Here is a 24,592-nt window from a genome sequence, read left to right as displayed (position 1 = left end):
ATGTTCTTAATAAAAAACTCGTATGAAGAATGCTGCGCTGCAGAAAAACAAAGTGCTTCTAACTTCTCCAATAGTTACTTAGAGAAAGTCTGATCGTTTCTGCGTAAGTCTTTTAAGCAAATCAACGAAAAGAACAATTGAAGAAAGGAGATATTTTGCATGAAGAAAAAGTTGATGGATATTCTGGCTTGCCCCATCGACAAATACCATCCACTCGAGCTTCACGTTTTTGAGGAGAAAGAAGAAATCGTTGAAGGATTAATCGTCTGTCCAAAATGTCTGCGCTGGTACCCAATCCGCGATGAGATTCCCGAAATGTTGCCAGACGAACTTCGCGATGAAAAAGACGAACTGCCCTTCTTGAAAAAGTGGAAAAACAAAATTTCCAAAAAAATTCTTACAGAAGGCAAACCATTCAATTTAGAAGCAAAAATCAGAAAGAAACACTAGTCACATTTTGTCAAGCTTCAGTTTTATTGCGATGCCTTTTTTGGAGGATTTTATAGCAGCTTCAGCGATTACTAAGGCCTTTAACCCGTCGACACCTGTGACCTCTGGCTCTTTATCTTCAAGTATGCTTCTTGCAAAATGCTGCAACTCCAGTTTTAACGGTTCTTTCCATTCATATCGTGGCTTCAATGTCTCTTCTAGAGTTTCCACGGTTATTTCTTGCGTGAGATAATTGAGTGACATTATCGCGTCGCTGCCTGTGAGCGTCAAATTTCTAATTTTATCAGGTGTCAACCAGTTTGCTTCAATAAAAGCCGTTTTTCCACGCTTAAACGTGAGCATTATCTGGGCGTAGTCTTCAAACTTTATATGCTTCAAATTTCCAACTCTTGCATAAACCGTTGTCGGGTCTTCTTCAAAGATTTTCCGCATGACATCTATTTCGTGAATTGCATAGTCTTTCACAACTCCTACATCGCCTATTCTTTCAGGCCACCGCGAAACCCGTTTGGCAGTAGCTGAGACAAGTTCGCCGATCTCTCCTTTTTTCAAAGCATCTTTGGCTCGTTGGATACCCGGGTTGAATCTTTCTATGAAACCCACCATCAAGTGTCTGTCCTTTTGTTTTGCGAAGTCTACAATTCTTCTTGCTTCTCTGATTGTGCTAGCTAAAGGCTTCTCAACCAGTACATGCTTTTCCGCTTTCAACGTTCTCATAGCTTCGGCTGCGTGGGCCATTGTCCATGTGCAAATGCTAACTGCTTCAACATCTTCTCGTTTAAGCAATTTCCGACTGTCGCCATACACTTCGGCGCCGTATTGTTCAGCAATGACTTTTGCTCTTTCTACATTAACATCACAAACTGCAACGAGTTCAGTCTCTGAGAGTTCACTAAACACTCTAGCGTGATTTTTACCCCAGAAACCTACGCCGATAACTGCAACGCCAAGTTGCTTGTTCATTTTGTCCAAACTCCCCTTCCTAAACCACGATACACAAATCCACATTTCTCTGCTTTTAATGGATCTATTACATGACTGATGTCCACTATTGCTGGCGATTTTTTGGCCAAGAGCTTGATTTTTTTAAGGTTCAACCGCTCAAACTTGGAATGGCCTACTAGAATGATTATGCAATCCGTTTTTTCAACAACTTTGAATAATTTTTCGGCTTCAAAGCCAAGCTCTGTCAACTCTTTTTTTGAAAAGAACGGGTCATAAATCTGCACTATCCTCACCTTCTTTTTGAGGAGATTAATGATGTTCCTTGTCAGTATTCTAGGTGGTTCTTTGATATTTGGGTGTTGGGAAATCCCTAGAACCGAAATTTTTGCTCTTCTAACCGTTTTGCCACAAACTTTCAAAGCGTCTTTTGCCAGGCGGAACGTGTAATCAACAATTTCTTCATTTATCTTTCTAGCTAAATGCGTCAGACGGAGGTTCAAGTTAATGTTTTCGGCTTCTTCATAAAGCAGGAAAAAATCACTCCGAGCCGAACTATTCAAGATGCCAGGAAAGGGCAGATGGAATGTGTCACTTTTGTTGGCAACTTTCAAGATTTCAAGAAAGTCAATTCCAAGCCTTTCGCACAAGAATGCAAGCTCATTCGCTAAAGCTTGACTGGCCTCGTTACTTGCGTTTTGGAAAAGATTTACTGCCTCGGCGGTTTTCATGCTGCTGACTTCCATAATATTCGACTTGGTTATTCTACCTAAGACAAGATTTGCTATTCTAAGGCTTGATTCATCAATAGCGCCTACGACTCTCGAGAAGTTAGAAACTCTGCTCAATGGTTCCAGCGAATTCGCTTGAATGGGGCTACAAGCCAAACCAAAATCTACGCCAGCCTTTAATCCAGATGTTTTTTCTAAGACCTCTCGCATAGAACCTTCAACTATTCCAGGTCCTGTGGAGCAGACAAACAGAACCAAAGAATCTTTCTGCAGCCCCATTCCTACCTCTCTGCACATTTTTTCTAATAGCGAATAGTCTGGCTTTTTCTTTGGGTCAACTGCCGTTTGAACGGCGATAACAATGATGTCACTTTCCGATGCGGTCTTTCTAGCATTAGAAGATGCAGTGAAAACTCCTTCTTTCATGTATCTTTCTAATGTGTGATAGGCTTCCTTTAGAAACAGAGTTTGCCCCTTCTTTAGCAATTCAAGGGCGTGCGGATTTGTGTTTACGCCTATTACTCTGAACCCTGAGTCTGTAAAAAGACAAGCATAAGGCACGCCTATTTTGCCGCATTCGATGACGCTGACTGTGTAGTTTCCGCATTTTTCGAAACTGTCAATATCTTCTTTGTTAATGTTCATTATGCTGGACATTTTTTCACTTCTGTGGTGTTTATCCGACCGGGCATCTTGTGGTTTGAAAGTTTGTCTTGAGTTTAAGGGATTATGATTTGTTGCAGTTTTCGCTTATATTCTTTAACCAATGTGTACGCTCTTTCTTTTGTCTCTGCTTCGGCGTAGAATCGGTATATGGGTTCGGTTCCGCTTGGTCTTATGAGGATGGAGCTTTTATTTGGTAACCATAATTTTACGCCATCGATGGTTTCAGGATTTAAGTGTTTGACATCTGCAACCAATTTTTTAAGGACCAAAGTTTTCTTTTCGTTTGGGCATTTTATTTTGCCTTTCTCAAGATAATAATGAGGCAATTCGCCCAGCAATTGAGATAACTTTCTCTCAGTTTTCGCCATTATGTCCAAGATTAAAGCTGTTGTCATTGCACCGTCTCGTACTGGCTGATGGGGGCCGTAAAATACGCCTCCGTTTTCTTCTCCTCCCAATTTTGCCTTCAATCTCTTCATGGTGTATGAGACGATGGTGCTTCCAACCTTTGTCCAGACTAGCTTGCCGCCATATTTTTCTGCGATGTCTTTGACTACTTGTGAAGAGCTTACAGGCGTGACAATTGTTTCTCCGCTGTTTGCTTGTAGAAAATGTTTTTCTATCAGGGCGAAGGTGCGATCTCCCCATTGTATTTCTCCTTTTTCGTCTACGAAGATGGAGCGGTCTGCATCACCATCGAAAGCAACGCCGAAATCTGCCCCAACGGTCTTCACCGTTGTTGCCAAGTCCTGTAGATTTTCTGGTCTAGGTTCTGACATTCTACTTGGGAATGTTCCATCAATGTCTGCGTTTATAGTGGTGACTCGGCAGCTTAGCTCTCTAAGCAAGTATGGTGTTACTAAGCCGCCTACGCCGTTGGCAGCGTCCACCACAACGTGGTAATGTTTTTTCCTAATTGCAACAACATCAACATGCTTTTTCACAGCCTCTTTGTATTCGTCCAAGACTCTGAGCAAGACGTATACGTGTCCAACTCTACACCAGTCAACGCGGTCGACTTGGTTTTCAAAGAATATGTTTTCGATTTTAACCTCTTGTTGCCTTGAAATTTCTACGCCGTCTTTTGCCATCACTTTTATTCCATTATATTTGGGTGGGTTGTGAGAGGCTGTAATCATGACGCCGCCGTCCATTTGGCGATTCTTAACTGCATATTGGATGCTGGGCGTAGGTGCCATTCCAACGTCATAGACGTTGCAGCCTGTTGAAACCAGCCCACTTGTGACCGCGTTTGCTAGCATAATATTGCTGACTCTGTTGTCATATCCTAGGAGAATTCTGCCTCGTTTGAAGAATGTGCCAATGGCTTCTGCAATTCTTATTGCAAACTCTGGCGTTAATTCCTCGTTAACTACTGCGCGGATCCCGTTTGTTCCAAACAATCGTCTTGACTTTTCCATTTTCTATTCGTCTCAAGTTACATAATGCATCTGGGTGTGAGTATGCTTTCTGAGATTTCTTTCGAGGGGCATATTTTGACATCGTGGGTGAGAGTGATGTTGTCTCGAATTACTGTGTTGTCGCCTATTAAGCATCCTCTTTCGATTATCACCTTTTTTCCGATAGTGACAGACTCGCCTATTATTGCTCCTTTGATGGTCGTAAAATCTGAAATTATGGTATTGGGGAAAATGATGGAGTCTTTCATGTGAACATCTCTCCCTACAAAAACCTTTTTTCCAAGAGACACGTTTGGGCCTATAATCGATTTTTCTCCCACAGCCACATTTTCTTCAATAGCCACTGCTTCCTTGATTTCCACTTTCTTTCCAATTCTCGCTTCCAAATAATTGTTGCTTGTTTCCATTCTTGCCTCAAGCCAAAGCTTGTTTGCTTTAATGTAATCTGTTGGCTTCCCAACATCAACCCACAAGCCTTTAATCTCGTGACCGAAAAGTTCTCCTTCTTCTGCAAGCTTTGGGAATATTTCCCGTTCTATGGAACATCGTTTACCTGGCAGGATGTAGTTGAAGATGTCTGGTTCGAGAATGTAGATGCCGGCGTTTGCTAAGTTGCTCGGCGCTTTTTTAGATGGTTTTTCTACAAACCTTGTGATGCGATTTTCCTTTGTTAGTTTCACTACCCCATAGCGGCTTGGGTTCTTGACTCTGCGGAGTGCTATGGTTGCTATGCAGTCGTTGCTTTTGTGTTGTTCCATAATTTCTGAGTAATTAGCGTCGGTCAAGATGTCGCCGTTTAGCACTAAGAAAGGCTTTTTTCTTCCTAGCAGCTTTTCAGCCTGTTTTATGGGACCCCCTGTTCCTAACGCCCTTTGCGAAGAGCATGCGGTTTTAGGTTTTGGTGGCATGTCTCTTGAGTAATGAAGTCTTATTCCATGTTTTGACTTACCGCAGACGTGTTCAAGGACGTCGGCCATGAAGTTGACGGCTAGTATTGCTTCCTTTACGCCGTTTTCTGCTAGTTTTTTAAGCGTCAAGTCGAGAAGTGGCTTGTTGGCTATTGGAAAGAGGAGTTTTGGTCTTGTGCAACTTAAGGGGCGTAGTCTTGTTCCGAATCCTCCTGCCAAGATTAAAGCTTTCAAAGTTTTCTTCGTTCTCCGAATAGGGATTTAGATTCTGTGATACTTGACTAAAAACTTTGTCGAAACACCGGATTCGTCAACATATCCAAAGCTGCCATCTTCAATCTTGTTCTTTCACGCTCGCAACTAACTTGGTCGTGCTGATTCAGCTATGAGTTTGCTGAATTTCTCAAGAACTTCTTCTCCTTTTGGTCCTAGTTTTTCTGGAAGGTTTGGATCATCCTCTAAAACGCTTTCTTTATGCTGCCGCAGTCTAATTTTGATCCAAAAGAAGTCCTTTTTAAGGAAGGCAAAGTTGAGCTCTTGTTCCATTGCCGTAAAGTGAGCGGTGTAAATCATGGTTTTCGGGGATTCCACGATTGTGCGTTTGTTAATTTTTCTTCCCATTTTTTTGAGTTCGCTTATTTCAATTACTTCGTGAATTATAAGAAATTCGTTGTCCAGAATATCATGAAGGGTTGTTGTGTCTTCGGAGAATATCTCTCCTGTCATATAATCGTGGAATTCTTTTGCTGAGATCTGCTTTGGTGAATAATTAAGCTGTTTGAAAGCTTTCTTGGCTTTTCTTATTTTAGTTTCTATTTCTGCGAACATTTCACTCAGCTTCGTTTTAATGGTGTTTCGGTTCACCATTCAGACAATATCTTAGCTTGCTTTGAATGAATTCACTATTAATCTTCTCTGCATTCTGGAACAATCTCTTTGATGTTTTGTTCCTCTTCTTTCAGTTCTCTACAGAACTTAGCCGCCTTCGTAAAACTTTTCTCGCCTGGTCTTCGTCCCGTCTCTGTGTAGAAATTCTTTCGTGAAACCGGAGTTTGCGAGGTGCCTTGGAGCAAATTCTATGCCTAAGGTATGGTGATCCTTTCCTTTCGCAGGGTAAAGTCTACCGATGTCATGTAATAAGACGCTTACTAGAACAATCTTCACGTTGGCTCCTTCTTTCTCACCGAGGATTACGCCATTGGCGAGGTCACGCAGTATATGGTTCCAGTTATGATGCATAAGTTCTCTAATTGAGAAATCGTGCTTCACGATTTTGTATAATGCTTTAAATCGGCAAACTTTGATAGATAATCGTCAAGTCTCATTTTCTTCATCCACTTCTGTTGTAAAGTGAACTGGCAGATTAAGTTTTTTATTCCCATTCTATCGTTGCAGGTGGCTTGTGAGTAATATCGTAGACCACTCGGGTCACATCAGGTATCTCATTAGTTATTCTCGAAGAAATCTTTTCAAGAACTTCGTAGGGAATCTCTGCAAAACTAGCAGTCATAGCTTCTCTGCTTTCAACAATCCGCACTGCAACCATGTAGCCATACGCTCTAGAATCTCCTTTAACCCCCGTGCTTTTGGTATCTGTCAACACCGCAAAATACTGCCACAATTCATCCTTAAAACCAGCACTTTCAATCTCATCAGTAACAATCCTGTCTGCCTTTCTCACAATATCCAACTTCTCCTCTGTAACCTCGCCTATTATTCTCACAGCTAGACCGGGTCCTGGAAAAGGCTGCCTCTTAACAATTCTATTGGGTAACCCTAACCTTTCGGCAACTTCCCGAACCTCATCTTTATACAAGTCTCTTAATGGCTCAACAATAGCTTTGAACTCCATTTTCGCGGGCAACCCAGCAACATTGTGATGCGTCTTTATCTTGTCCGAAAACTTCCCAAATCCTGATTCAATTCTGTCTGGGTAAATTGTCCCTTGTAAAAGATATTCTGCACCAACTTTTCTTGCCTCTTCTTCGAAAACGCGAACAAACTCTTCACCGATAACCTTTCGTTTCTGCTCCGGGTCGATTACACCTCGGAGTTTCTGTAAAAATCTTTGTCTAGCATCAACAGCTATGAAGTTAATGTTAAATTTTCGGAATGTGTTCTCGACAAATTCTGGCTCGCTTTTCCGCATGAAACCGTGATCTACAAATACAGCTGTTAGGTTTTTTCCGATTGCCTTTGCGGCTAGGGCTGTCACTGTGCTAGAATCTATGCCACCACTGAACGCCACTATTGCTCTATCAGTACCTAACAATTTTTTTGTATCGTCTACTGCTTTCTCCACGAAATCTTCTATGGTCCAGTTTGACTCGCATTGACACACTTCAAAAAGAAAGTTTTTCAGCATTTTGTCTCCATTTTCTGTGTGAACTACCTCTGGGTGCCACTGCAACCCGTAAACAATGCCTTTTTTGTGGCGGAAAGCAGCGACCGGACAGTTTTCGGTGTGAGCTAAGGCTTCATATTCATTTGTTAGACTATAGACGATGTCACTGTGGCTCATCCATACTTTCTCTTTGCTATTTAACCCTTTTAATACACCAACGGGATTATCTATTGTCGCACAGGCGATGCCGAATTCTCTTTTCTCTGCGGACTTGACCAGTCCTCCCATGATGTGGACTATTAATTGATGCCCATAACATAACCCCAAGACAGGGAGGCTCAAATTGAGGATGTCATGGTTGATTTTTGGGGTGTTCGGTTCAAAAACGCTTTGTGGGCCTCCCGATAAAATAAGACCTTTAACGTTAACCTTCTTTTGCCAACTTTCTATTTCAGTTGGTGAGATATCGTGGGAAACTATTTCTGAGTAGACATTGTTTTCTCTTATTCGCCTTGCTATTAGGTGGCAGTATTGTCCGCCAAAATCTAAGACTAGAACTGTGTCTATTTTCATGTCGATTCCTATCTTGTGAGTAGTGAGAACGCCTTTGTTACTTTACTGTTGCGGTTTAAGCGAAAAGGTCTTCTTTAATCTCTTATTGTTGTAACTTCTACCGTTTCTATGGGCAGTGATTTTGGATATGCCCTTGTCGCGGATGTTGCATGCTGTGGCAGCTAGCTTATTGAAGATTTGAAGATATTTCGTTTTGACCAGAACAAACTTCGATGTTGCCGCCGTGCGCTCAATGTTTGGCGATCTAGCGATACGTATTTAAGGTTATCATACCGATATGCACGAATGAACATAATGGTGATTTGAAAATGATTGAACTTTCTAGAAGTGGACTAACTAGAATACAAACAAGTGTACTCATTTCCATTCTTGCCATTACGACAGTAGGAGGGCTTCTCTACTACTATGACAGATCACAGAAGATTGGATTGAAAGTTTTCTGTGCAGGTAGTTTGGCGCTTCCTCTTGAAGATATTAAAGTTGAATTCGAGGCAAACCATACGAACGTTGAAGTGCAATTAGAACCTAGTGGTAGTATCATCTGTGTGCAAAAGATCACAGAACTAGGTGAAGAGTGTGATGTGCTTGCATCTGCAGATTACACTATGATACCAAATATGATGATGACTTCGGACTCAAACCACACAGGTTGGTACATAATATTTGCTGTTAATAGGATGACTATAGTCTATACTGACCAAAGTAGATATGCTGACGAGATAAACTCAACTAACTGGTACAACATTCTTCGAAAAAACGATGTGAAATGGGGTTTTTCCAACCCCAATATGGACCCGTGTGGGTATAGATCGCTCATGGTCATACAGCTTGCAGAACTCGAATATGACGATGATCTGATTTTTGAGGATCTAATCGAGGCTAACTCGGATATTACAGTATCTGAAGCCGACGGGATATATACTATAGACACTAATATGTCAGATTTGAATCCCAACACCGCGAAGTTGATGATTAGAGAGAAGTCCATTGACCTGATTTCTTTTGTGCAGGAGGGTGGATTGGACTACGCTTTTGAGTACTCGAGTGTCGCGAGGCAGCATGGACTCAAATTTCTGGTATTGCCTGAATCCATTGACTTGAGCTCTGATTATCATAATGGCATCTACAAGACCGTGAGGGTTCGGAAAACCACAAAAATTAGTACTGGAAAGCCAATTGTTTATGGGTTAACAATACCTAATAGTTCCCCCCATCCAACGCTTGCCGCAGAATTCGTCAAATATATCCTCAATGAATTCGGTCAAAGTGTCCTACACAATAACGCGCAACCACCTGTTGTGCCAGCGGTAACAAGTGACATAGACAAAGTTCCTGAAAGCCTTAGACCATACATAGTGGGGCAATGAAATTATGTCCATCAAAGTCTTCAAACGTCAACCTCTTTCTCTGATTTTTTTGCTTATAGGCTCTCTTATCATACTCTTCATAATCCTCACACTCTTCAACATGATTTTCCAGCAAATCGTACTCGAGCCAGAAGGTCTTCTTGAAGCAGCTAGTGACCCTGCAGTGATAAAATCGATTCTATTGACTTTATACGCTTCCTTTCTCGCAACCTTGGTCGCAGTAGCTCTTGGAACACCTCTGGCATATGTTCTTGCAAGGCATGATTTTTTTGGAAAGAGCGTGGTGGAATCCATCATAGATGTGCCAGTGATAATACCGCACAGCGTTGCAGGGATAGCTCTATATGCCCTGTTTATGCGTAGAAGCGCCATAGGAGGCGCCTTTTCGAATCTTGGTATCATCTTCGAAGATTCTCTGTGGGGTATTGTAGTCGCGATGCTTTTCGTGAACACTCCATTCTATGTAAATGCTGCGAAAGAAGGTTTTCAGAGCATCAATCCACATCTTGAACGCGTGGCCAGAACCTTAGGTGCCAGCCAACAGAAAACCTTCTACTGGATAACGTTGCCCTTGGCTATCCGCCACCTCTTTTCTGGAGCCGTGATGGCATGGGCTAGAGGTATAAGTGAGTTTGGCGCAGTAATAATGATCGCATTTTATCCCATGGTTGCTCCAATTTTAATATATTACGAATTTACCACTGGTGGCCTAAATAAGTCTCAGCCCACAGCCGTCCTCCTAATACTTGTTTGCTTTGCGATTTTCATTATCTTGCGCACATCCACGAAGTACTGGGAGAGACAAAAGTGATCACCTTTGAAAAAGTCAGTCACGAGTGGGGCGATTTCTCCCTCAAAAACGTGACTTTTAATGTGAACAAGGGAGAATACTTCGTTATCCTCGGGCCTACAGCTGCTGGTAAAACCTTAATCCTCGAGACTATTGCTGGATTCTACATTCCACGTGAAGGGAACATCTTTCTGAATGGAAGGAACACTGCAAGCATCTCACCAGAGAAGCGCAACATCGGCTTTGTCTATCAAGACTATTCCTTATTTCCCCATATGCGGGTAGAAGAAAACATTGCTTTCGGTCTGAAAATGCGGAAGTTTCCTAAGAGAGAGATTGAATCTAAAGTTCAAAGCGTAATGGATTCCGTGCACATTTCTTACCTCAAGGGTAGGTTCCCTTCCACTCTTTCTGGTGGGGAACAACAACGGGTGGCCTTAGCCCGCGCTCTCGTGATAAACCCTGATATTCTTCTCCTTGATGAGCCATTAAGCGCTTTGGATTTAAGAACCCAGGAATCACTGAGGGAAGAATTAAGGAGAATCCATAAAGTACAAGGTACGACGACGATTCACGTCACTCATAATCAAGATGAAGCTTTGGCGTTGGCCGACAGGATAGGCGTAATAATAAATGGTGAAATAGTCCAGGTTGACACGCCTTACAAGATTTTCAACGAGCCTGTAAGTGAGGAGATGGCGGTTTTTGTTGGGGTGGAAAACATTGTCAGAGGGGAGATAGTGTCGAGTGAAGAAGGTGTGGCTCTAGTGCAAGTTGGGAGCAATCACATACATGCGATTTCTAATATTAGGGCCGGGGAAGTGAACGTTTTCATTAGACCCGAAAATGTAGTCTTATCTAGAGATAAGTTAGAGAGTAGCGCACGAAATAGTGTTATTGGGAAGATTACTGGCATGATTCAGTTTGGGGCGATATTTAGAATATATATGGATAATGGTCTTTCGGCTTTAGTGACGAAGCAAGCAATAGAAGAGCTTGAATTGGATGTGGGGGAAAAAGTTTATGCTTCATTCAAGGCTACAGGTGTGCATCTGATTAAACGATGAATCTATTTGGGCGTGTGTGTGCAAACAAAAATTTTACAGGCCATTCTATCAAAAGACAAGCACTTTCCTACACACGACGTTCGTTTTACGCCAAAAACGCCCAAATCCATCTGAAACCAAGAAATTTGGGAGTTTATAGAGACAAGACGGTTCCTAAAGACTCGTCCACATATATCTGAAACTTGATGGAGCAATTTTCCGTTGCGCTAACACCTACAAACCAAGTCTAACCCAAATATCAGGCCTCGGCAGCAAATACCCTCTGAAATGTTCAAGTTCATTAGTTGTCTCACTTGTATCTGAAATTCTCAAAATTCCCTTTAAAGATACATTATTCCACGCTAAATTTCGTTGAGGAACTGCTGCTTCTGCTTTAGTTCATAGGCTATGTCTTACTAGGTATTAAGGCGGCCTCATTGCTTGTTGGAAAAGGGGGGAGCATATGGAAAAACCATTTTCAATAGGGAGAAAGGAGAAGGCTTTGAGAAGAAAATTCTCTTCTTTTGTCCATATGTATCCCTTTTTCCTTCAACCTCAACCGTCTTAAGACTTAAGATAGCATACAACTATAAAAGGCTTACGACATAAACAAACTAACAAACGATAATTTCAAATTTGAGCATGATAATTGAAAGCTAAAGAATGAACGATTGTGTCGATATGTTTTAAAGTTCTACAAGTAGGTAAAAACATTTATTAACTCTTAATATACGAGTTACGCTAGGTGGGCAAAAATGAAAAACACCTCAAAAGGAAACAATAAACCGTTTTCTTCCCTATATGAAAAAGTAAAAAGTGACAACTTGCGCAGGGCATCAAAAAACCACGCATTGTGGAGCGATTTGCCTTTGGAAATAAGAATGAAACAAGCAATCATCCCAATGTACCTAACTAGATATGAATAACAGCGCGCATTCCATATGACTACCCCCCAGTTTTTATAACCAGTGTTTTTTGGCATTCTATACCTGTTTGCCGCAGTAGAGAGACTATCCTATTAGATTTTCTAATGGGTCGAGGATTCTTCGTTGGTATGAAGACTTTTGGAAGAAGTTCTGATTTGGCGGAAGCTAGTCAATGTTGTACTTATGTGGCGTTTTGGTGTTGTGTGTTTTTATTAATGTACTCCACTCTGCTTTTTATAAGTCCACGATACCCAGAGTCGCGCATAGCCTGATTAGCATATCCGTTCGTCGCGCATGCCAATAAAAGCTCCGTGCGCTATAAGGTTGATTGTGCTGCGAAACAAACCTGAAGATGTTCTTCTCGCCTTATTAACCAGGTTTTGCAAACGATACACAACAGTCATGCTTTATATTCACAATACGAATACTTGGGCATTCGCTGGGATATTGTTTATTGCTGCATTAGGTTTATCTATTTTCATGCCATTAGTATTTCTTGAAGACAATTGCGGGGAGGAAACTGAGCTCAATGGTGAAAAAATCTCCTTCAAAAGACGAAGCCTTAGAAGCTTTAGATTTCATAATCAATGTTCTCAGAGAACACGAAAAAGATCTTGACCGTTTGATAGGTGAACTGGGAAACATAACATCGTCAGTGGGTAAGACAGGCGAGATGGCTGAAAAGATTGAAAAGGTTGAAGAACGTCTCTCCACTCTTCAAACTGAAATTACTGGTTTGGTAGATATTCTTTCTTCTCCCCGTAAACAACCAGCAGCACCACCAACTGCATTATCTACGGCATCAGCTGCTCTAAGAGGACCACCAGTAATAGTTCGATGTAAACAGTGGAATGACTTCAAAACATTAGCAAAAGGCGCAGATACTGTGTCTTTTCTGTTCAGAGAGACCGAGAAGAGCTTTCAAGCAGACGCTTTAAAAGATGGGCGAGTATTGACTTTTAGCGGTAATTTGCCAAAAGATGCGAGGTTGCTGAAGTTGTGGTTGGCTAGCGAGTTAGAAGTAGGAGAAGAGAAGATTTTCGAAGGCATACTCGCAGTAGGATAAATTTGTAATTGGAAATCAGGTTGCAATATGCGCGTATTAGTATTCTTTTGATTGCCAAAATTCTTCTGGAGAGACGTTGACTTTTCCTGCTGATGCGACATTGTATGGGCAAACTTTTATGCATGTTGAGCAGTCTGTGCCATTTTTGTACCAGAAAAGATAACACTGTTCAACGTTGACGTACCATTTCAACGCTCCAGGATTATTAGATTGGCATGCTGTTTCGAAGCTCGGTTCATCATCCATTGAAATCGCACCTGTCTCGCAATACTTAGCGCATAACTTACATTTTTTGCAGAACTCTTTTACTCCAAACTCTATAGATTTATCCGCTTCCAGCGGAAAATCTGTTATAACCTTGCAGAGCCTAACCCTTGGGCCATATTGAGGCGTTATCAATAATCCATTACGACCCAGTTCTCCAAGTCCAGCATCAATTGCAAGTGGAACGCTTAAAGCAGTATCGTTTCCACATTGAATTGCTTTGTATCCGAGATTTCGGATGAACTCGCCCATGCATGCAGCTATGAAAGACATTTTCGAATATCCCGCCCCTGTGGCAGCCGCCGCGGAAACAGCTGGAGAGGTTGCAATCCCATCTGCGTCCATTTCAACTGCCATAACGATAACGTTTTTAAATTTCTTAGGGATGTCAACGTCAGCGTAAACCCAATTTCTGTTGAGATTGCAGATTCCAACGAGCGAAGCGCCAAAAAGCTTTGCTGCTCGCTTGATGTAGATGTTCATCTTATGTAGGTCATTGATCTCACATCTAGTTTTTGCCCAGTCAATTCCAATAGTATCTATTGGTGTTTTGTGTGTTCTAATCTTGGTCCATGAGAATCCATCTTTGAAAGCGTCATGTACTATCCAAGAGGCATAGGCCAAGGCAAAGTCTACTTGCGAATATCCTGATTTTCCTTGAGTAATTATGTCCAGAACTTTTTCATCGTAGTTTTTCTTGTAGCCTTTCCACGACGAGTCCCATATGACTCTTTCAAAAATGATGTTTTTCTGGGTGAAACGCCGAAGTTTAGAGCGGTCAACAATGTAGGGTGGCTCTTCAACTACCTTCGGCGAGATTTTCGGGATCTTACTCTTCTGGTTCGGAACGTTTATGTCGCGCAAAGTCATAGTATGGCCTCAAAGATAAGAGGCCTTTATCAAATTAAACCCATTGTTGTAGAAATTAAACGCGTATTTAATGTGCCCGTTGTTGAGGTTGCAACCATTTTTTATTGATGCTTTCTCGCTTTGTACACATCCCAACTATTCGCTATGTTTTGCATAAGCTCTGGCTGGATGTTGTAGAAGTCGTTTATTTTTCCTCCTGGAAAGAGTATTCTAATTAGAAAGCCCTTTTCAAGTCTGTTTAGCTTCAACATGCTCAGTTCTGGCTTCTTTGGAAGGGTGCCCTTGTATTTGTTGTAAAACTTTTCAAGGACAGGGAGAATGCATTCCTCAATTAGCTCTTTATTCGTTACATTTTCTGAATGGGGAAAGCCTACTTCGAAGGAGTAGTCGATTACGTTTCTTCTGGTAGAATAATTAAGGATGGTGCTGTCTAAGACTTTCCTATTTGGTATCTCCATGATGTTATATGTAGGTGTGTATATTTTCGTGTAGTTGATGGTTATCTCTCGCACCTCCCCTTCAACATCTCCTATTTTCACGTAATCCCGAATCATAAATGGCCTCGACATCATGATGTAAAGGCCAGCCAAAAAGTTTCCCACAGTCTGTGTGGAGGCAAACCCAATAGCTGCTCCAGTCAAAGCGGAAACTCCAACAAACCAGTCAGTAGGCAAGCCGAAAAAAGATAAAAAGGCAACCATGCCAGCTGCAGCAATAATAATTCTAGCGATTAATTTGAAAATGTTTTCAACATGAGGCGGTAACCTTAACCGCTGTGAGTATCTGGCGATTGCCCTACGTATCAACTTGTCGGCAACAAGCATTGCAACTAAGATAATCAAACCTTTTGCAATAAGCAGAAGATTCTCCATCGTTAAAAAATCTTCAAACATACTAGATTTCTCCTTTTAGGAAGGATTTACCATTTTACAAAAATATTTATATGTTTCTATTGGTTATGGCGTTTCGCATCAATTTATATATACAATCATTCATCTTTTCGAGAGAGGAGAACCAATGGAAGTTAGGGTTGCAATAGCAGGGGTTGGAAATTGTGCTTCAGCCCTCATCCAAGGTGTCGAATACTACAAAAACGCCAGAGAAGACACGAAGGTTCCAGGATTAATGCATGTCAATTTCGGGGGCTATCATGTTCGAAGCATAAAGTTTGTAGCTGCCTTCGAAGTTAACCAGCAGAAGATTGGTAAAGACTTGGCTGACGCCATATGGGCTGAGCCAAATGTCTGTGCAAAGTTTGCTGATGTCCCGCAGCTAGGAGTAAAAGTGATTCCTGGGCCTGCTCTTGACGGGGTGGCGCCTCACATGAAGACACCCTTCCATGCTTATGACAGTGAGAAGGTTAAGGCTTCTGACATTGCACAAGTTCTTGCAGACACTAGGGTGGACATGCTAGTTAATTTTATTCCAGTAGGAAGTCACAACGCAACGTTTCACTATGCTCAGGCGTGTCTTGATGCGAGATGCGCCTTCGTTAACTGCATTCCGGAATTCGTTGCCTCAGATAATGCATGGGGCAAAAGGTTTGAAGGAAAGGACCTGCCTGTTGCGGGCGACGACATTAAGAGCCAGCTTGGCGCCACAATTTTGCATCGGAATTTGGTGAGGTTGTGTGTTGATAGGGGGATTAAAATTGAGGAAACTTATCAGCTCAACCTCGGTGGCAACACGGATTTCTTGAATATGACGGTGGAGGATAGGTTGAAGACGAAGCGTATAAGCAAGACTGAGGCTGTTACTAGTCTTGTGCCTTACGAAGTACCGACGCGCATCGGTCCTTCTGACTATGTGCCTTTTCTTAAGGATAAGAAAATATGCTACTTATATGTTAAGGGGCGAAAGTTTGGCGATCAACCAGTTACGCTCAGAGCGAAGTTGGAGGTTGAGGATTCGCCTAACAGCGCAGGAGTAACTATAGATGTTATAAGGGCTGTGAAGCTGGCGCAAGATAGAGGAATCGCAGGTCCTCTTGTCAGTATTTCTTCTTATGCGTTCAAGCATCCTCCAGTGCAGGTTCCAGACGACTTGGCGAGACAGTGGGTAGAAGACTTCATTACAGGAAAGCGAGACAAATAGAAAATGAAGTTCTGCATCTTGTAGCAAATGTAGGTGTTCCGTATCTGCCCTAGTTGCGCATTGAGAGGGATAATTTGTATGTCCCAATCGAAAAAATCGAAAGGTTGTATTGAACTTGTGTTCCTTGGATCCAGCGGTGCAATCCAAGTGCCATCATTTCACTGTTCCTGCGAAGTTTGCGAAGCCGCAAGACGTAACCCCAAACATCTCCGTACAAGAGCATCCATTGCCCTAATCGGTCAAGAGACTGTTGTAGTAGATGCAAGCCCTGACCTTGAACTTCAATTGGAACGCGAAGCTATAAGACAGGTTAATCGAATTTTCATCACGCATTGGCACTTTGACCATGTTTGGGGGATTGCTGCTCTTGGAGAGCCTTCATCTCTTGCGAAATGGTCACGCATCGAAGTCTATTTGCCCCATGAAGTAGCGTATCATTTTGACCAGGAACTCGCATACATGAAAAAGAGGGTAAATCCGCATCCAATTCAGCCAGGAGATAAACTTGAACTGCCAGATGCCACTTGGGAAGTCGTAAAGACCACGCATACTGATCATAGTGTTGGCTTTATTGTTGAATCCTCCAAAAGATTCGCCTATCTTGTTGATGGTGTAGTGCCTCCGCCAGAAACTCTGAGGTGTCTCAAAGACCTTGATTTTCTGATATTAGAAGCAACATTAGACGAGCTACTGCCAAGAGAAGGCGAGAAATGGATGATTTTCTCACTTCAGCAAGCTATTGATTGCTGGAAACAGATAGGGGCTGAGAAGTGCATTCTGACACATCTCTCCTGCCATAGTTGGAAAAATGGTCAATTAGTTGCCGGTCTATCACATCAAGAGAGACTTGAGTACGAGGCGAAAACTCCTGGGCTGAAGTTCGCCTATGATGGGATGCGTGTGAAGTTATAGTGCTTCAAATGCTTCTTTCTCGATGGTGCGCATATAGACCGAAGCTAGGTCTTCTGTCGAATAAAATCTTCAAATAGTTGCGTGGCCCTTTCAAGGGGCAGTATTTTTGGTGGTTGTTTAAAGGCGTAGGCGGAAATGCTCAGTATCGCTCCTGCTTCTCCTCTTTCAAGGGCAACCTTGACTGCTCTTATAACGTCTAAAAGAACTGAACCAGCATTTGGACCATCAACGGTGCACAGCCGCAGTTCAATTTCCATCGGCACTCTTCCAAAATATAGCCCCTTTAACCACAAATAGCTATCCCGTCGGTTTTGCAGAAAATCCACGTAATCAGTTGTCCCAGCCACAACCGAAGCCTTATAGGGCAAAGCCGACTCTACCGTCTTCGTCTTCACAACCCGCTTAGTTTCTCGACTCCTCTCCAGTGTATCCAGAGACTCTGTCCCTCCACCCACATCAAGTTGATAAGTTTCGGAGATGCGAACACCCCGCGCCGAAAGTAACCTCAGCAGCGTCTTATGCAATGTGGTGGCGCCGACTTGGTCGATCAAATCATCACCCACAACCGGTAACCCTGCGTTCTCGAAATGTCCCGCCCACGTGATGTCACTTGCAATACTCACAGGCGTTACATTAATAAAAGCGCAACCAGCCCTAAGCGCTTGCTCTGCATACCATTGTGCAGCCTTCACCGCGCCGCTTGGAAGAAGGTTAACAAGCATGTCAGCACCGCTTTCCTTCAACACGTGTGCCGGATCTACTTCAGGAGAAGAATCGATTTTCACGATATCTTTGAGGTAACTTCCTAGACCATCTAACACCTGTCCTTTTTGGACAGAGACGCCCAATTCAGGAACTTGAGCGAACTTCAAAGTATTGTTTGGCTCTGCAAAGATAGCCTTTGACAGATCCTTTCCAACTTTTCTAGCGTCAATGTCAAAAGCTGCAACGATTTCAATGTCCCGTGGATGATACCCTGCAAGAATTAACCGCCTTAGTCCAATCACATCTTCTTCATTGTCCATGTCTTTGTAATAGTGCAGACCTTGAACAAAACCTGAGGAACAATTTCCAACGCCAGCTAGCGCAATTTTAATTTTAGTCACCTAACATCACCAGTCACGCTTATGAGATAAGTGGGCCTATTCAAAACTTTTTGGGCCACAGACATCTATACAAGCATTCTATCTTGTGAATCCTTTTATGATAAAAAAACTTTGAGAAAATAGTTTTGGATATGTTAGACAGTCGTCTGGCTTTAGTGTTAGTACCTTGTACTTGTTCTTCTTCTCTTCGACCAACAATCTCTACAGTAGACTGGCCTGCTGGGATCGGGCTTGAATGGAACTTCACATTCGTTACCGCAATCAGCGCAAACTGCCTTGGTCATCTCTCGAGGTTCTCTTTCGTATGGCATATAGACTGCACCTCCTATTCGATAAGGCAGAACTAGTTTTCTTTGGACTAATTCTTGCTTGTCTACCCAGTTAACGAATCGCCTTATAAACTTATGTAGCATACATCCCTATTTAGATTAATCGCGCGCGCGCCTTTAACCTGTACACAGCAAAGCTAAAGTCTTAAAGGGTAGGATACGTCATCTAAACTTATGCCCTATAACTCTATGCAGACCTATAACTTAACTACATATGTGTCCACGTCTTGACCTTTGACGTTTTCATATAAGGTCTCAATCTTTCTATCAACAGCTTTTACAATGCCTTACCTGTATTAAAAGCGAAGCCGAAAACACTAAGTGACGCAAGGTTGGCACTAGTTGAGGCGATCAGAATAGTGCTCAGAAATTCATTGAATCTAATCGGCGTTGTGGCACCCAAAAAAATGTAACCGTAGCTCTAATGTTTTACAGATAATTTTAGAATTTATTGCAACTCTTAATAAAATCGCATCAAGGGTTGGATGGAACGATACCAGCGGATACGGCGAATCAAGATTGGAATCTTGGGTATAATAGATGGCTCTCACTTAAAGAGCAAAGTGCTCAAGACGGAGTAACCCGAAAGTTACCACGAAAGTCTTAACTGCTGAATCCTATTATTTCACAAATTTCTGATTCTTGCTTTCCGTGACTCGATATCTACTTCTGTTGTTTCTTTGCATGTTTCAAAAACCATACACGTAAGAGTCTTCTCTATTCCCTTAACAAGCCTTAACTTGTCAATAACAAATTTTCCTACAGTGTCGACGTTCTTGGCTTTAAGCTTTACTAAGAGATCCCAATCTCCTGTGATTATGTGGATTTCTTGAACTTCTGGAAATTTCGCTATCTCCTCGGCTATATCTCTCTGTGAAACTCGCTTCTCATTGTTCCTCGTTCCATAAGAGACAGAGGCCAAAATGAAGGCTGTTGTATTATAATTCAGCTTCTGCGAATCTAAGATTGCCTTATACCCTTTGATGATACCCAACTTTTCCATCCGCTTCATTTTTGCGAAAACCGTTGTTATTGGTGAGTTAAGTTTTTTTGCGATTTCCCTAGCGGTGAGTTTGCAGTTTCTTTGTATTGAGGCTAGAATTGCCAAATCCTTCTCGTCAAGTTTTGGTTCCATAATTTGTAATTATTACAGATTCTCATATAAAAACCTAACTTTTTTTGAACAAATTATAATATTTTCTATATAAAATTTATAACCCACACTACTATCTAACATAAGTAACCTTGAAATCGTCCACTGAAATATCCGGATCAAAAGGTGAATGTATGAGCAAGAAACATACAGTTGCTCAGAAAAGTTTAATGGTTGTTCGAGATAGGCTAGCTACAATCCCGCGCCCTTTGGAAATGCTATCTGAAATTGAAATAGAAAAAAAGCGATATATCAGCAGAGTAATGACATATGTGCTAAAGTATCTCACGCGCGAATTTACAAAAAAAGAATTTGAATGGTTACTACCTGTAATATTTTCCCAGTCAACTGACCCCTTATGGCCAGACCAAAGCGCATTCATCGAGAGCTGCATTGAAGTGGAAATATATGGGAAAACCGTTAGAACAACAACAAGTATGATAGTTCACAAAATTGTTGCTTGCTCCCTGGCTCATCCTAAATTATTTATACTTTCTCCAAATGTGAGGATAGAAAGTATAGAAAGAGCAAACAGTGAAATACACGCCTACGAGTTCACCCAGTTGGATTTCGAAGTCAGAGACGCCACTTCCGAGAGCATTAGGAGCTTTATTGAGAGAATGGTCTGTGACTTAATAAGTAGCTTGAAGCGACAAATGACTGATGAGTTGCTCTACCTTGGGAGATACGATAGTTTAAGAATCCCAAAAGCCCCTTTTGCAATCTACGATAGAGAGGAACTTGAAAAGAAGTATGGAAGAGAATGGGAAACCCAAATACTATTTCAAAGCGGCGAACCTGTGTGGGTTACTGGTTTTCCCAGAGAATTCTATGATTTTGAAGATTTTAAAACTGGCAGGTGGGACAATTATGATCTATTTCTGCCTAAATATGGGGAGGTACTGTCTGGCTCGAGAAGGGAGTTTGAATACAGTAAAATAGTAAGAAAAATGGAGAGAGATGGTATAAAAAAGGAGAATTTTGGAGTATTGCTCAAATTAGCCAAAGAGGAAAGATTAAAGCCCTCGGCAGGAGGCGGAATTGGTTTAGAGCGGCTTGTCAGCTGGGTAGTTGGAGCCAAACATATAGGCGAGGCACAACTTTTTCCTAAGATACCGGGCATAGTTTACGACTTGTGAGGGACATCGTTAGCTTAAGTTAAGGAATGAATGCGATGCAAAATCAAGCTATCGACTATGACGTGAAAACGCTACTTCAAACAGTGTTGGACACTATGGAGAGTCTATGTCACGATGACAATGTAGCCCACCCAACCATGGGAGAGCTCAAACGAAAAGCGGAAAAGTACGGCGTTAGAACAGTTTATGGCAACTACAACTTTGTGTCAACAGTAAAAAATCGAAGCGCTTGGTTGACAGTATATATCGGAAGCCAAAGAGTGCTTCAACATCAACTAGGTCCAAGGCAAAAAGAAATCCTCAGAGATGTGCCAAAAACCGTGGAACTCATGCATGAATATATAAAGAGAGCCCCATTTCTGTGCGTCGAAAGGACAATGGGCGATAATCCTCACTTTAACCCACACTGTACCCTTTACATGTCTGGACATAGAAAAGAAATGATACGTCTTGCCTACATGGTTGGGCAGACTCTCTTTCCCTTTAGAGAAGGAGTGTCTGGACCAAAGTTCTACCTTCTCTTCGTTCCAGAATGGCAGGAGAAGGACAGACAGGTTCTAGTCTTTCCCGAAATAGGGGTTACTTACGTCCTAGGTTCAGACTACTATGGCGAAGCCAAAAAGGCGTTCCTAAGAATGGCCATGTGGGCTGCGAAGCAGGAAGGGATGCTGGGCGTTCATGCGGGGGCGAAAATCGTCAAGGGGAGCGATAATATGGGAAGAATAAGAAGGTACAGTATGATTCTCTTCGGGCTCAGCGCCACCGGTAAGACTACCCATGCGTGCCACAATCATGGCTTACTAGAGGATGGAGAGGGTCAAGAGATCGTTCAGGACGATGTGGTCTTTATCAGACCTGATGGTTCGGCGCTTGGACCTGAGATGGGGTTCTATCTTAAAACCGGGTACCTAGATCCAAAAGTGCAACCCATAATCTACCGGGCAGCTATTAGCCACAAAACAATCTTCGAGAACGTGATGGTTGACTACCATGGCAATATACACTTCGACGATACTACTTTAACCGAGAATGGACGAGCTATAATACAGAGGGACGATTTAGGACAGGACAAGTCTGAAAGCGTAAATCTACCACCCATCGACGAATTGGACGGAATGATTATCATTTTCATTACTAGACGGAATACGGTGATACCAATCGCGTCAAAGCTAACCCTTGAACAAGCCGCAGCTACCTTCATGTTAGGTGAGTCAATAGAAACTTCGGCAGGTGATCCCAGTCGAGTAGGCAACTCGGTGAGGGAAGTTGGAACTAATCCCTTCATCGTTGGTGACAAAACCCTTGAGGGAAACTGGTTCTATGACTTCATAAAAAAGCACAGCGATGAGGTTCAATGTTACTTTTTAAATACAGGTGGCGTTGGAGAGAAAAGAGAAGGAAGCAACAAAATCCTTAAGCAATCAGTTCTTAGGGTGGAGATTCCGGAGATGGCGGCGATTATAAGAGGAATTGTCAGGAACACCGTGGAGTGGGAGCGATATCCCTATTTTAACACGTTGGTGCCTAGAAGGGCCAATGGGGTGCGAATGACGAAGTTCAATACATCCAAGTTTTACTCCAAAAAGGAAATAAGCGATTATGTCAATAAGCTGAAAGAGGAAAGGGTAGAGTGGCTTAAAAAATTTGATAATCTGAATCCTGCTATACTTGGAGTTGGTATGTAGCTAAGGTTTGTGTCACATTTTAAGACTTATTTTTTCAATTCCGCAAAATTCTACGCGCGCAGGCATATGCATTCACTGCACATATTGACCTGACTTCTTCCAAACTGAACTCTGAAAGAGTTAAAGAAATAGCAAAAGAATTCGGGGATCGTGCTGTAATGAATGATTTCGACACTAACAAACGAGAGAAAGTATTAAAGTGTGGAACCTTAGGAGCGATTATTGTAAACAACGAATACTTGGGCGCCGGACCACTTCAAGCGAAGAAGATATCCAAAAATTGTTCCAAGAAAGACTGAAAACTGCATAATTGGAGCAAATCTCAAGGAAAAAACAATGCAAATTGTTAACACAGCTGTAGTACAAGCATCATGTATAACGAATTTGTTGAAATAATATGGACTCTTGTTGGGCGCTAACTATTAATTAAAGACGCCACCAATTCTACAGGGCAATGGGGATGCGAATTGGTGAAATCGTTACTTGTCAAGGGAATGTATGTTTTAACAATGAATGATGAATATGGAGTTATTCCCCATGGAGCCGTTATCGTGGAGGGTGATGAAGTCGTTGATGTGGGACCTGCAAAAGAAATCGAAAAGTCTTACAGTGCCGATGAGATTGTTGATGTAAAAGAAGGCGTGGTGATGCCGGGACTGGTTAGCAGCCATAACCACATGTACGGCATTTTATCTCATGGCATACCTGTTTCTGAAGCTCCATCTAGTTTTATCGCATTCCTGAAAGAATTTTGGTGGCCCAATGTAGAAAACGTGTTAAATAAAGAACAAATTCATGCCGCAGCTTTGATGTCGTTCATTGAAATGGCAAAGACCGGGACAACATGTTGTGCGGACATTCTTGAGGCTCCCAACTCCATTCCAGGGGCGCTAGACGTTGAAGCCAAGGCTACTGAAGAAGTCGGTTTACGTTCCACACTGAGTTTCGAGGTCACTGAACGGATAAGTGAAGAGAATGGTTGGAAAGGAGTTGAAGAAAACCTCAATTTTATTAAAAAGTGGAACAGTAAAAATAACTCTCTAACCAGAGGCATGTTTTGTACACATACCACGTTTACTTGTAGTACAGATCTTTTAAAGAAAGTAAGAGACCTCGCCGACAAATATCCCACTGGCATACATATCCACCTCGAAGAGGGAGCGTATGAATCAAAGTACTGCGCTGCCAAGTACCAACAACTTCCAGTTGAGTACTATGAGAAAATAGGTTTCTTAGGCCATGATCTTCTAGTATCCCAATGTGTGCATACAACTCCTAAAGAAATTAAGATATTACGGGAACACGACGCAAAAGTTGCGCATATGCCTCTCAGTAACTGCGAAGTCGGAGGAGGTATTGCTCCCATTCCGAGTTTTCTGGAGCAAGGTTTTACTGTAGGACTCGGAACAGATGGGTATATTCAGGACATGTTCAAGGTTATGAGGGCTGCTTTCCTTATACATAAAGGAAACCTCCAAGATGCCAGCGTTATGCCTGCGGAAACGGTTATCCGAATGGCTACAATTGATAGTGCAAAGGCAATTGGCATGGAAAGCCTCATAGGTTCAATAACTCCGGGAAAAAAGGCGGATCTAATCACCGTAGACCTAAACGCTCCCACACCAGTTACAACAGAAAATCTGATTACACATCTCGTTGTTTTCGGAGACGGAAACGTAGTGCGAGATGTTATCGTGAATGGCAAAAGAATAGTCAGAAACAGAAAAGTACTCACCATTGATGAAAATACTGCAAGAAGAAAATGCACAGAAGCCGCAAAAAATTTATGGAAACTCTAAATGGGCGAATA

General features: G+C 42.1%; 24 protein-coding genes. 12 read left to right on the top strand and 12 right to left on the bottom strand.

The window, feature by feature from the left end; genetic code table 11:
• Positions 1-159: 159 nt before the first annotated feature.
• Positions 160-450: a Trm112 family protein gene (locus tag KAU88_06945; protein ID MCK4478247.1), complete on the top strand. Its 291-nt coding sequence runs from the start codon at positions 160-162 to the stop codon at positions 448-450.
• On the opposite strand, the gene KAU88_06940 is transcribed toward KAU88_06945, so the two are convergent.
• From KAU88_06940 to guaA, 7 genes are all read right to left on the bottom strand, one after another.
• Positions 451-1,413 (bottom strand): Gfo/Idh/MocA family oxidoreductase, encoded by a 963-nt coding sequence (locus KAU88_06940; protein ID MCK4478246.1) that lies wholly within the window; start codon positions 1,411-1,413, stop codon positions 451-453.
• A complete protein-coding gene (locus KAU88_06935) occupies positions 1,410-2,780 on the bottom strand; it encodes a nucleotide sugar dehydrogenase (protein MCK4478245.1) in 1,371 nt (456 codons plus the stop codon). The genes KAU88_06940 and KAU88_06935 overlap by 4 nt, the downstream gene beginning before the upstream one ends.
• Positions 2,781-2,842: 62 nt before the next feature.
• The gene (gene glmM / locus KAU88_06930; GenBank protein MCK4478244.1) at positions 2,843-4,210 is read right to left on the bottom strand and encodes a phosphoglucosamine mutase; all 1,368 of its coding nucleotides are present in this window, start codon (positions 4,208-4,210) and stop codon (positions 2,843-2,845) included.
• A 17-nt stretch (positions 4,211-4,227) separates the two neighbouring features.
• Positions 4,228-5,352: an NDP-sugar synthase gene (locus tag KAU88_06925; GenBank protein MCK4478243.1), complete on the bottom strand. Its 1,125-nt coding sequence runs from the start codon at positions 5,350-5,352 to the stop codon at positions 4,228-4,230.
• A 126-nt stretch (positions 5,353-5,478) separates the two neighbouring features.
• On the bottom strand, positions 5,479-5,946 hold the full coding sequence (locus KAU88_06920) for a hypothetical protein (protein MCK4478242.1): 468 nt from the start codon (positions 5,944-5,946) through the stop codon (positions 5,479-5,481).
• Between the two features lie 147 nt (positions 5,947-6,093).
• Complete coding sequence (locus tag KAU88_06915; GenBank protein ID MCK4478241.1) at positions 6,094-6,357, bottom strand: HD domain-containing protein; 264 nt, start codon at positions 6,355-6,357, stop codon at positions 6,094-6,096.
• Between the two features lie 133 nt (positions 6,358-6,490).
• Positions 6,491-8,041, bottom strand: a complete 1,551-nt coding sequence (gene guaA, locus KAU88_06910) for a glutamine-hydrolyzing GMP synthase (GenBank protein ID MCK4478240.1) — start codon at positions 8,039-8,041, stop codon at positions 6,491-6,493.
• Between the two features lie 302 nt (positions 8,042-8,343).
• Between guaA and wtpA the strand changes: the two genes are divergently transcribed.
• From wtpA to KAU88_06890, 4 genes are all read left to right on the top strand, one after another.
• Positions 8,344-9,402, top strand: a complete 1,059-nt coding sequence (gene wtpA / locus KAU88_06905; protein MCK4478239.1) for a tungstate ABC transporter substrate-binding protein WtpA — start codon at positions 8,344-8,346, stop codon at positions 9,400-9,402.
• A 4-nt stretch (positions 9,403-9,406) separates the two neighbouring features.
• Positions 9,407-10,213: an ABC transporter permease gene (locus tag KAU88_06900; GenBank protein MCK4478238.1), complete on the top strand. Its 807-nt coding sequence runs from the start codon at positions 9,407-9,409 to the stop codon at positions 10,211-10,213.
• Complete coding sequence (locus KAU88_06895) at positions 10,210-11,259, top strand: ABC transporter ATP-binding protein (GenBank protein MCK4478237.1); 1,050 nt, start codon at positions 10,210-10,212, stop codon at positions 11,257-11,259. The genes KAU88_06900 and KAU88_06895 overlap by 4 nt, the downstream gene beginning before the upstream one ends.
• A 1,434-nt stretch (positions 11,260-12,693) precedes the next feature.
• Positions 12,694-13,230 (top strand): hypothetical protein, encoded by a 537-nt coding sequence (locus tag KAU88_06890; GenBank protein MCK4478236.1) that lies wholly within the window; start codon positions 12,694-12,696, stop codon positions 13,228-13,230.
• A 36-nt stretch (positions 13,231-13,266) separates the two neighbouring features.
• Here KAU88_06890 and KAU88_06885 read toward each other — a convergent pair whose 3' ends face one another.
• Both KAU88_06885 and KAU88_06880 read right to left on the bottom strand, forming a co-directional pair.
• A complete protein-coding gene (locus tag KAU88_06885) occupies positions 13,267-14,364 on the bottom strand; it encodes a reductive dehalogenase (GenBank protein ID MCK4478235.1) in 1,098 nt (365 codons plus the stop codon).
• Between the two features lie 101 nt (positions 14,365-14,465).
• Positions 14,466-15,257: a mechanosensitive ion channel gene (locus tag KAU88_06880; GenBank protein MCK4478234.1), complete on the bottom strand. Its 792-nt coding sequence runs from the start codon at positions 15,255-15,257 to the stop codon at positions 14,466-14,468.
• 124 nt (positions 15,258-15,381) lie between these two features.
• On the opposite strand from KAU88_06880, the gene KAU88_06875 reads away from it, so the two are divergent.
• Both KAU88_06875 and KAU88_06870 read left to right on the top strand, forming a co-directional pair.
• Positions 15,382-16,458 carry an inositol-3-phosphate synthase gene (locus tag KAU88_06875; protein ID MCK4478233.1) on the top strand — a complete coding sequence of 359 codons (1,077 nt, stop codon included), beginning with the start codon at positions 15,382-15,384 and terminating at the stop codon, positions 16,456-16,458.
• Between the two features lie 78 nt (positions 16,459-16,536).
• The gene (locus KAU88_06870) at positions 16,537-17,370 is read left to right on the top strand and encodes an MBL fold metallo-hydrolase (GenBank protein ID MCK4478232.1); all 834 of its coding nucleotides are present in this window, start codon (positions 16,537-16,539) and stop codon (positions 17,368-17,370) included.
• Between the two features lie 44 nt (positions 17,371-17,414).
• Here KAU88_06870 and KAU88_06865 read toward each other — a convergent pair whose 3' ends face one another.
• Together KAU88_06865 and KAU88_06860 are read right to left on the bottom strand one after the other, a co-directional pair.
• The gene (locus KAU88_06865; GenBank protein MCK4478231.1) at positions 17,415-18,395 is read right to left on the bottom strand and encodes an inositol-3-phosphate synthase; all 981 of its coding nucleotides are present in this window, start codon (positions 18,393-18,395) and stop codon (positions 17,415-17,417) included.
• A gap of 239 nt (positions 18,396-18,634) precedes the next feature.
• Positions 18,635-18,787, bottom strand: coding sequence for a DNA-directed RNA polymerase (locus KAU88_06860; GenBank protein ID MCK4478230.1), 153 nt, complete (start codon positions 18,785-18,787; stop codon positions 18,635-18,637).
• A 284-nt stretch (positions 18,788-19,071) separates the two neighbouring features.
• On the opposite strand from KAU88_06860, the gene KAU88_06855 reads away from it, so the two are divergent.
• Positions 19,072-19,218 (top strand): hypothetical protein, encoded by a 147-nt coding sequence (locus KAU88_06855; GenBank protein ID MCK4478229.1) that lies wholly within the window; start codon positions 19,072-19,074, stop codon positions 19,216-19,218.
• Positions 19,219-19,430: 212 nt separating this feature from the next.
• Here the strand turns inward: KAU88_06855 and KAU88_06850 are convergent, their stop codons facing one another.
• A complete protein-coding gene (locus KAU88_06850) occupies positions 19,431-19,940 on the bottom strand; it encodes an Lrp/AsnC family transcriptional regulator (protein ID MCK4478228.1) in 510 nt (169 codons plus the stop codon).
• Between the two features lie 188 nt (positions 19,941-20,128).
• Here KAU88_06850 and KAU88_06845 point away from each other — a divergent pair, with 188 nt between their 5' ends.
• From KAU88_06845 to KAU88_06830, 4 genes are all read left to right on the top strand, one after another.
• The gene (locus KAU88_06845) at positions 20,129-21,097 is read left to right on the top strand and encodes an asparagine synthetase (protein ID MCK4478227.1); all 969 of its coding nucleotides are present in this window, start codon (positions 20,129-20,131) and stop codon (positions 21,095-21,097) included.
• 35 nt (positions 21,098-21,132) lie between these two features.
• The gene (locus KAU88_06840; protein MCK4478226.1) at positions 21,133-22,782 is read left to right on the top strand and encodes a phosphoenolpyruvate carboxykinase; all 1,650 of its coding nucleotides are present in this window, start codon (positions 21,133-21,135) and stop codon (positions 22,780-22,782) included.
• A gap of 158 nt (positions 22,783-22,940) precedes the next feature.
• Positions 22,941-23,081, top strand: coding sequence for a hypothetical protein (locus KAU88_06835; protein MCK4478225.1), 141 nt, complete (start codon positions 22,941-22,943; stop codon positions 23,079-23,081).
• A gap of 168 nt (positions 23,082-23,249) precedes the next feature.
• The gene (locus tag KAU88_06830) at positions 23,250-24,581 is read left to right on the top strand and encodes an amidohydrolase (protein MCK4478224.1); all 1,332 of its coding nucleotides are present in this window, start codon (positions 23,250-23,252) and stop codon (positions 24,579-24,581) included.
• Positions 24,582-24,592: the final 11 nt, after the last annotated feature.

The organism is Candidatus Bathyarchaeota archaeon (genome assembly GCA_023131225.1).
Taxonomy (GTDB): Archaea; Thermoproteota; Bathyarchaeia; order Bathyarchaeales; family SOJC01; genus JAGLZW01.
The sequence above is the reverse complement of the archived record's forward strand: the minus strand, read 5'-3'. Positions and strand labels throughout refer to the sequence as shown.